This is a genomic window from Pedobacter sp. 01N416 (assembly GCF_056399685.1).
The window spans coordinates 18,580-28,312 of sequence record NZ_JBFTRT010000116.1 but is presented as its reverse complement, the minus strand read 5'-3'; the positions used below and the strand labels follow the sequence as shown (position 1 = coordinate 28,312).

The window sequence follows — 9,733 nt, the reverse complement described above, 5'->3', positions numbered from 1 at the left end:
GTATAGAATAGTGGTTAATTGTTTAAACTGGTTAATCGGTTAGATTAGTTTAAAAAGGATTAATCGGTTAATTGTATAAACTAGTTAACTGTAAACCGGATTGTTTAAATTGCTAACTGCAAATTGCCAACTGAAAACTGTTAACTGATATCTCAGGTATTAGAACCTTTCAACAATACAACAATCAAACTTGATTACATTTCAACATTAATTTTATTACATTTACTACACTTACCTGCATAACCAAATAACAAATGACTCACGCTGAGCCTGAAAAATCTGATGATTTACTTGATCGCTTAAAACTGGGCGACAAACAGGCTTACGAAAAAATATATTTCACCTATAGTAATGAGCTTTTATTGGCAGCCTACAAAAAAACAGGCGATAAGGTAATTGCTGAAGAACTGGTGCAAAACATCTTTATCTCCCTTTGGGAAAAGCGGCAGGAAGCGGTGATYAATAACCTCCAGGCTTATTTGTTCGGTGCCTTGAAGTTAAGTGTGATTAACCACATCAGGAGCCTGGTTATGGAGAATAAGTACATGGAGTACCAAAGCCTAACTTATTCAGAAAACCATCAGGACACTGCAAACCTGGTCGATCTTCATGATCTATCTTCCATCATTGAAGAAGGTATCAACTCCCTTCCGGAAAAAACACAGGAAGTTTTCAGGCTGAGCCGATACCAACACCAATCTACTAAAGATATTTCTGCTGGTTTAAATATCTCCGAAAAAGCTGTAGAATACCATATTACCCGCTCAATTAAAAGAATTAAAGAATATATTAAAAATTTCTACATCTTTTTGTAACTGATTACCAGGCAATTGAAAATTATTTTAGCTTTTTTATCTCCTGCCTTTAGGGGTTCGCATTCATTGTGTTACTTGTATAGTATAAAGCCAAATATTCTTTCTTATGGACCAGAAATCATTTTACGATTTACTAAGCCGTTACGAAAACGGAAATTGTACCGAAGCCGAAAAGCTTTGGGTAGATAAATGGTATCATAACTTAAATAGCAGGAATTTTAAAGATCTATCGTCAACAGCACTGGAGGAAATGCAGGCCAATACCTGGCTAAACATCAATAATATTGAACGCAAACCAGCACCAACATTAAAGGTTAAAAAGCTTTGGCCAAAATTTGCAATTGCAGCAGCTATATTGGTTGCCTTTTTTATCGGGGGATTATACCTAACGGACTACAACCATGCTGAACAATCTTTTATTGATGAAAACAGCAATTTAAGCCTAATCAGCAAAACCAATGATACTGATCGTCCCATCATTATAGCGCTTAGCGATGAAAGCACAGTAACACTTAAACCGCAGGCCAATATTATTTATCCAAAGATTTTTGCTGCCAACAAAAGAATGGTTTATTTAAAAGGAACAGCCTTCTTTTCGGTAAGCAAAAACCCAAAGCGGCCGTTTTATGTATATAATCAAAAACTGGTTATACGTGTTTTGGGTACCAGCTTTTGGGTAAAATCGTCAACAGATAAACTTCCCGCCCAAGTTGCGGTAAGGACCGGAAAAGTTCAGGTAGAAGAAAATCAGAAAAGCTCACTATTCACTTTTGCTAAAGAAAAACTGGCGAAACCAATTCTGCTTACGCCAAATCAAAAAGGTATTTTTTCCGACCACAAATTAAATAAAACATTGGTAAGCAAGCCTATTCCATTGGCCGAAGCTTATAACATACCCACAAGCTTGAGCTACAATTTTAAAGAAGAAAGCATTAAAGAAATTTTCAAAACCTTATCTGAAGCATATGGGATAGAGATAAAATCAGATAATGAGCAGATTTCGACTTATACTTTTACCGGAGATTTAAGCAAAAAAGGGCTATATGAGCAGCTCGACCTGATCTGTGGAACCATATCAAGCAAATATTACATCCAGGGAACCAGCATTGTGGTTTCCAATAAAAACTAACCAAATATATAAACATGATGAAGAAGAACCACAACACCAACAGCCCGTAACCGCGGCGCCATATTCCATAATATTTTTCTAAAAAACAAAGCCGACAATGTGGGGCATTGCCGGCGAGTTAAATACATTAGAAATGTATTCATGGTATTTCTATGTCCAATAAATCCAATCATTTAATGAACAATAACCAAATTTATGAAAAAAAATCAACTTATTTCGCTGGCGATATATGCAATGAGAGTTTCGATTTACCAAATACTTGCAATAATAATTTTTACTTGTGGTGCTTTTGCCAAAAATGTCGACGCACAAGATTTCCTGAACAAATCAATTTCGATTAAAGCCGATCAAACAGATATTAAAACCATTATAGAAAAAACAGAACACTTAGCCAATGTTAAATTTGTTTACAGCCCACAATTAATAAACTCCAACCGTAAAGTTTCTATTAATGTGGTTAACCAAAAACTTAAATACTTTCTTGAGAATTCGCTAAAACGTTATGACGTGGGATATAGAATAGTTAAAGATCAGATTCTGCTCTATTCTATTCCCGCCAATAACAACCTCGAACTGCTAAAAGCCTTTGAAGGCATTGTTACCGGAAAAGTAACCGACAGTAAAGGGAATGCCATCCCTGGGGTATCAGTTACCGTTAAAGGAAAATCAATCGGGACCACAACCGACGAAAATGGCGCTTTTGCGCTAAAAGGCTTAACTGTCGACAGCCGTGTAATCGTGGTAAGATATGTAGGTTTCATTTCCAAAGAAGTAAACCTATCACCTGGCAATGCCGACGAAAACCTGAGTATCAGCCTATCAGAAGATAACCTACAATTGGAAAGTGTGATGGTAACCGGTGGTAATCCAAAGAAAAAATTAGAAAGCAGTGTGGCCTTAACTTCAGTGAGTAATAAAGATATCACCAACCGGGCACCTTTAAACAGTACCGATTTATTAAAGGCCATACCAGGTTTAACAGTAGAAAGTACAGGTGGCGACGGCCCGGGAAATGTTTGGGTAAGGGGGTTTCCGCAGCAGGGCGGATATATCTTCCTGGGTATACAGGAAGATGGTTTACCGCTTTTACCAACAGGGTTCAACACAAACCCATCTGTAGATCAATACTATAAAACAGATCTGACTATCCAGAACATAGAAGCCATCAGAGGGGGTAACGCATCAATCGTTCAGGCCAACACACCAGGTGCGGTGGTAAATAACATCAGCTATGTTGGTGCAGATAAACAATATGGTCAATTTAAGTTTACAACAGGTTTTTCGCAAGGTTTGTACCGTGTTGATGGCAACACCGGAGGCAAAATAAACGACCAGATTAAATACAATATCGGTGGTTTTTACCGTACCGATAACGGTGTGGTAGATCAAGGTTTTAAGCCAGCTAACGAGGGTGGACAGATTAAAGGGAACATGACTTTTAATTTTAAGAACAATAAAGGATTTTTTAGGGTGTATGGTAAATACCTGAATGATAAAGTTCAGTTCTTACTAACAAGTTATTACCCTTACGATGGTACCGGTAAACCAACTACTTACCGCGATTATGATATGGCCGCTCAATCGATTACGCCAACTCAAACAGAATGGAGCTATAACGATCCGGCGGCAGGAAGCCATAATTTTAGTTTAACAGATGGAATCCACACCAAATTGGGATCGGGTGGTTTTCAGTTCAACTACCTAACCGACAGTGGCTGGCAGATTGTTAACAATTTTCGTTATCAAAATACCCATACCAATTCTACCTATACTGCCCCTGCAGGAATTGTAGCGAGAACAGCAGCAACGCCTTATTACTATCCCGGTGGCTCAGTGGCACCTTTCGTAGCTGGAGATTATGTAATTACCTCTAATGCACAAGGACAAATTAATAGTGATGTTCAGATTGTTGATTACCTGGATTTAAGAAAGAAAGTAAAAAACCACAGTCTTAACATCGGATTGGGCATCCACCAGTATAACCGGGATGATTTACGTTATGCTTTCCGTTCATTTACTGAATTTAAAGAGCACCCTAGCATTTTATTACAATCACCAACAGCTGCAGAGCGTACCATCCAGACCAAAAACACTTTTATTGGCGATACGAGAACCCTTTCTGTGTACGCAGGAGATGAGATTAAAATATCTGAAAAATGGCGCTTAGATATTGGTGCCCGCATAGATAATCAAAATGTTAAAGGCGACAGACCTTATTATGCATTAAATGCAAATGGTACGGTTAATACAACCGCCAGTGCAAACCCTAATATCTTAGGCTACACGCATTATGATGAAACTTTAACCAACTGGGCAGCTTCAGTAGGAGCAAACTACAAAATAAACAATACATCAAGTATTTTTGCAAGGGCTACAAAAGCTTACAACGCACCAAACATTGGCGACTATAATGCATCAGCCTATAACCCTGTAAACATTAAAAAACKCCCGGTTTATTTGGGCGAAGTGGGTTTTAAATACGCTAAAAATAACTTGGCCATTTTCGCATCTGGAAGTTATTCGGCAATTAAAAACACGTCATTAACCATTAATGTTCCAACAGTTGCTTCAGGTTTACAGGCATTGGTGGCATTTGGTTCTACACGTACCTGGAGTGCCGAGTATGAGGTTTCTTACAAAATTGCTAAACCACTAAGCTTACGTTTAACCGGAACATTGCAGGATTCTAAATACACCGATTACGAAGCAAACACGAGTAACAACGCCGCTGTTGCAGCCGAATTCGGCAATCGGATCTATAGCTTCACCGGCAAAAGGACCGAACGTGTTCCTGTACTCAACACCGAACTTGGCGCCAATTACGACTACAAAAACTTTAACCTATATGTAGCAGCAAATTACGTAGGTAGCCGCTTCACCTCTCCTAGCGATAGCTATAAACTACCTGCTTATGTAGTAATGAAAGCTGGGGCAGGATATAATTTTACTAAAAAGATTTCGATAAGATTTTGGGCAGACAACTTGTTAAATGCAAAAGTGCTGACAGAGGGCGATGTTCGAGGAGATCAGTTCAGAGATTTCTCAACCATAACCCCTGGCACATTAATGATTGGCAGAACATTACTTCAACGTACCTTCTGGGGATCATTAGCTTATTCATTCTAACAAATAAAACCGGAGTTTACGCTCCGGTTTTTTAATTCTAAAACATCATGACAACAAGAAGATCATTTTTACAAAAGGTAAGCCTTGCTGGTGCAGCAGCTTTTTTAAGTCCATCATTAGTTACAACAGCGTTAGCTGAGTCTGCTAAAGTTTCAAAAATCGGAATCGGACTTTTCACTTTAAGGGAGCAGTTAACTGCAGATGTAAAAGCGACCATAGAACAGGTAGCTAAAATCGGTTATAGCCAGGTAGAAACCTATTACGGTTATCCTGGCAAATACGAAGTGAAAGGTTTTTGGGGTTTGGAAGCAAAAGACTTTAATACCTTATTAAAAGCAAATGGCCTCACCTCTCCCAGCGGCCATTATAATGTAACTGAGTTTTTATCCTCAGGCGACGATAAAGTGCTAAAATCGCACATCGAAACCGCAGCCACCGTTGACCAGAAATATTTCGTTATCCCAGCTTTGCCTACCGATATCAGGGCCAATGGAACATTAGATGATTACAAGCGCATGGCCTCAAAATTTAACCAAGCGGCCGAGCTTTGCCAAAAGTCAGGATTGAAATTAGCTTATCACAACCATAACTTCGAATTTAAAGATCAGGGCAACGGGGCTACAGGCTACGCAATCCTGCTCGCTGAGACCGATGCCGAACTGGTTGGTTTTGAACTCGATATCTTTTGGGCGGTAAATGCAGGTTTAAATCCTGTTGATATGTTCAAGAAAAATCCAGGCCGTTATAAAATGTTCCATGTTAAGGATATGGATAAAACAGACAAAGCAGTTTTCGTGGAAGTGGGGTCTGGCAGGATCGATTTCAAGCGCATTTTTGCTGCTTCTAAATTGGCTGGAGTAGATTATATTTTTACAGAACAGGACATCATCAGGAAAGCACCTTATGAGAGTATAGCCGAAAGCTATAACTACATCAAAAAAAATCAACCACAATAGAGCGGCAAAAAATCATTTATTTAGAACAATTCTATTCAGTAACAATCACATTGCATACCGATAATTTAACTTAAAAAAGTTATTCTTTCCGTTATATTTTTTCTAATATTACTAATTCAACACATAAGTAACCAATATATAAAATCATAAAGACGATGCACAGAAGAGAAGCACTCAAGAACGTTGCATTTTTGCTGGGTGGAGCAATCTCAGCAAGTACAATGGGCGTTTTATTTGAAAGTTTTACGCTACCGGAAAACGAAAAGAACTTTGTCCTCTATTCACTGGAAGACGAAAAAATTTTTGCTGAATTCGCTGATATTATTGTTCCCACTACCAAATCATCTGCTGGCGCCAAGGCTGCAGGTTTAGGGAAGTTTATCCCGATGATGATGAAAGATTGTTACCCTGCCACTATGCAAACCTCATTTGCGCAAGGGTTTAAAGATCTTCAGGCTAAATCAATGAAAGATTTTGGTAAAAGTTATATCACTTTAACACCAGCCGATCGTAAAAAACTAATGATTGATTTAAGGGCAATCGCGCTTGCCCAAAAAGCGAGCAAATCAGAAGAGAATAAAGATTTAGCTTACTTTTTTATTACCGCAAGAGATTTAACCTTACTTGGTTATTATTCTTCAGAAATTGGTTGTACCAAAGCACGCGAATATGTGCTTATTCCAGGCCGGTATGATGGCAATGCGCCATTAAAACCAGGTCAAAAATCTTGGGCAACCTAATTTCTAAAACAACAACAAAACATCATGAATTTAAATACAAATTTAAAAGCAGAAAATACTTACGATGCTATTGTTATAGGATCGGGAATTAGCGGTGGCTGGGCTGCCAAAGAACTTACAGAAAAGGGCTTACGCGTGTTGATGCTCGAAAGAGGAATGAACATTGAGCACATTACCGGTTACGAAACGGCAATGAAAAATCCATGGGATTTTAAACATGCCGGAAAACTTACCGAAGAGCAAAAACGTACTCACCCGGTACAAAAAAGAGATTATCCTTACCAGGAAGCAAATGAAAAATGGTGGGTAAACGATTTAGAGTGTCCATATACGGAAGATAAACGTTTCGATTGGTACCGTGGTTTCCACGTTGGAGGAAAATCGTTAATGTGGGGCCGCCAGAGTTATAGATTTAGTGATCATAATTTTGAAGACAATGCAAAAGATGGACACGGAGCCGATTGGCCTGTTCGTTATGCAGAACTTTCGCCATGGTACGATTATGCAGAACGTTTTGCGGGGATCAGTGGTTCAAAAGAAAACTGGTCTACCTGCCCTGACGGACAGTTTTTACCGCCAATGGATTTAAATATTGTAGAAAAATCCGTTAAAGCACGTATCGAAGAGCATTATAAAAGAGAACGGATTATGATGATTGGCCGTGTTGCCAATCTAACTGTGCCACATAAAGGCCGTGGCAATTGCCAGTACAGAAATTTATGTAGCCGGGGCTGTCCGTTTGGCGCTTATTTCAGTACACAATCTTCTACACTGCCTGCAGCTATGGCAACTAAACGTTTAACGTTAAGACCATACTCTATCGTAAATCATATTATTTATGATAAAGACACTAAAAAAGCCAAAGGTGTAATGGTTATTGATGCAGAAACCAACAAAACGATGGAATTTTATGCTAAAATCGTTTTTGTAAATGGTTCTACGCTAGGTTCAACCTTTGTTTTATTAAACTCTACATCAGAAGCACACCCAAATGGATTGGGTAATGGAAGTGGTCAGTTAGGACACAATTTAATGGATCACCATTTCCGTTGCGGAGCATCTGGAGAGGCCGAAGGTTTTGATGACAAATACACTTATGGGCGCCGTGCAAACGGAATCTATGTGCCTAGGTATCAGAATATCGGCAACGATAAACGCGATTATCTGCGTGGTTTCGGTTACCAGGGCGGTGCAAGCAGATCAAATTGGCAAGATGATGTTGCTGAATTGTCTTTCGGAGCAGATTTAAAACAAAAAATGACCACTCCAGGCAAATGGTCTATGGGCTTGGGCGGTTTTGGAGAGATGTTACCTTATTACGAAAACAAGGTATACATCGATAAAACCAAAAAAGATAAATGGGGACAACCCGTACTGGCTATCGATTGCGAGTACAAAGAGAACGAGAAAAAAATGCGTGTGGATATGATGAATGATGCCGCCGAAATGTTAGAAAAGGCTGGTATGAAAAACATTAAAACATTCGATAATGGCTGTTATCCAGGTATGGCGATCCACGAAATGGGTACTGCAAGAATGGGTAATGATCCCAAAACTTCTGTACTGAATAAATGGAACCAGATGCACGAAGTAAATAATGTTTTTGTAACTGATGGGTCTTGTATGCCATCAATCGCTTGCCAAAACCCATCGTTAACATTTATGGCTTTAACTGCCCGTGCCTGCGATTACGCTGTAAAAGAATTAAAGAAAAAGAACATCTAGACAAGGTAAAAGGCGTAAGGTTTAAGGTAAAGGGAAATTGCCCTAAGCCTTACACCTTACGCCTCACACCTTTTATAAAAATGAAAAGAAAATTAAGAATGGGCATGATAGGCGGTGGAAAAGACGCTTTTATCGGTGCCGTACACCGTTTGGCTGCCAATATGGATGGCCTTATTGAATTATCTGCCGGAGCTTTAAGTGTAAATCCTGAAATTGGATACGAATCTGGAAAACTACTTTTTCTTCCGGATAACAGAATCTACACCAATTACGAAGAAATGCTGACGAAGGAAAGTGAGTTGCCAGCAGATGAAAGAATTGACTTTGTAACCATCGTTACCCCTAACTTTGCTCACTTTGCTCCTGCAATGATGGCTTTGGATAAGGGTTTTAACGTGGTGATTGAAAAACCAATGACTTTAACTTTGGAAGAAGCAAAGCAGCTAAAAGCCAAAGTAGAAGAAACTGGCTTAACACTATGCTTAACGCATACCTACTCTGGTTACCCAATGGTTAAACAGGCCAAACAAATGGTTAGCGAAGGTGCTTTAGGCGCAATCAGAAAAATCATGGTCGAATACCCTCAAGGCTGGTTAAGCACCTTATCAGAACGCGAAGGAAATGCACAGGCAGCCTGGCGCACTGATCCATCTAAAACCGGAAAAAGCGGTAGTATGGGCGATATCGGTACACATGCCGCTCATTTAGCAGAGTATATTTCTGGTTTAAAAATTACTAAAATCTGTGCTGATTTAAGCATTGTTGTTCCAGGTAGAGCTATTGATGACGATGGAAACGTATTATTAAAATTCGATAATGGTGCCAATGGTGTTCTTGTAGCTTCGCAAATTGCTGCCGGAGAAGAAAATGCATTGAAGATTAAAGTATATGGCGAAAAAGGTGGCATGGAATGGCACCAGATGGAGCCGAACACCTTAATTGTAAAATGGTTAAATGCTCCTGCTCAAATTTACAGAACAGGCAACGGTTATATGGGCAGTTTCGCACAGCACAATACCCGAACTCCTGGTGGTCACCCAGAAGGTTACTTAGAAGCATTTGCCAATATTTATAAAAACTTTGCATTAACAGTAGATGCGAAGTTGAACAACGAGCAGCCTACTGCTGCAATGTTAGACTTTCCAAGTACTGAAGATGGAATTAGAGGAATGGCATTTATCGAAAATGTAGTGGCTTCTAGCCAATCAGACCAAAAGTGGTTAGATTATAAATTATAACAAG

The 9,733-nt window shown here is 39.2% G+C and carries 7 protein-coding genes; all 7 read left to right on the top strand.

The genetic code is table 11. The features are described from left to right. The first annotated feature begins 254 nt into the window (after positions 1-254). Positions 255-815 (top strand): sigma-70 family RNA polymerase sigma factor, encoded by a 561-nt coding sequence (locus tag AC1DND_RS08595; RefSeq protein ID WP_029274028.1) that lies wholly within the window; start codon positions 255-257, stop codon positions 813-815. A 106-nt stretch (positions 816-921) separates the two neighbouring features. Further along, entirely contained in the window at positions 922-1,944 is a 1,023-nt protein-coding gene (locus AC1DND_RS08590; protein ID WP_477580791.1) for a FecR family protein, read from the top strand. Between the two features lie 195 nt (positions 1,945-2,139). Next, positions 2,140-5,070 (top strand): TonB-dependent receptor domain-containing protein, encoded by a 2,931-nt coding sequence (locus AC1DND_RS08585; RefSeq protein ID WP_477580789.1) that lies wholly within the window; start codon positions 2,140-2,142, stop codon positions 5,068-5,070. Between the two features lie 47 nt (positions 5,071-5,117). Beyond that, positions 5,118-6,026, top strand: a complete 909-nt coding sequence (locus tag AC1DND_RS08580) for a TIM barrel protein (protein WP_477580787.1) — start codon at positions 5,118-5,120, stop codon at positions 6,024-6,026. A 155-nt stretch (positions 6,027-6,181) separates the two neighbouring features. Next, positions 6,182-6,766 carry a gluconate 2-dehydrogenase subunit 3 family protein gene (locus AC1DND_RS08575; protein WP_029274024.1) on the top strand — a complete coding sequence of 195 codons (585 nt, stop codon included), beginning with the start codon at positions 6,182-6,184 and terminating at the stop codon, positions 6,764-6,766. Between the two features lie 24 nt (positions 6,767-6,790). Further along, the gene (locus tag AC1DND_RS08570; RefSeq protein ID WP_477580784.1) at positions 6,791-8,491 is read left to right on the top strand and encodes a GMC oxidoreductase; all 1,701 of its coding nucleotides are present in this window, start codon (positions 6,791-6,793) and stop codon (positions 8,489-8,491) included. Between the two features lie 80 nt (positions 8,492-8,571). Next, positions 8,572-9,729, top strand: a complete 1,158-nt coding sequence (locus AC1DND_RS08565) for a Gfo/Idh/MocA family protein (RefSeq protein WP_230149676.1) — start codon at positions 8,572-8,574, stop codon at positions 9,727-9,729. Positions 9,730-9,733: the final 4 nt, after the last annotated feature.

Bases quoted from the DNA above. Each gene is read 5' to 3' on its own strand.
- AC1DND_RS08575 (WP_029274024.1), top strand. From the start codon at position 6,182: ATGCACAGAAGAGAAGCACTCAAGAACGTTGCATTTTTGCTGGGTGGA.
- AC1DND_RS08570 (WP_477580784.1), top strand. From the start codon at position 6,791: ATGAATTTAAATACAAATTTAAAAGCAGAAAATACTTACGATGCTATT.
- AC1DND_RS08565 (WP_230149676.1), top strand. From the start codon at position 8,572: ATGAAAAGAAAATTAAGAATGGGCATGATAGGCGGTGGAAAAGACGCT.
- AC1DND_RS08580 (WP_477580787.1), top strand. From the start codon at position 5,118: ATGACAACAAGAAGATCATTTTTACAAAAGGTAAGCCTTGCTGGTGCA.
- AC1DND_RS08590 (WP_477580791.1), top strand. From the start codon at position 922: ATGGACCAGAAATCATTTTACGATTTACTAAGCCGTTACGAAAACGGA.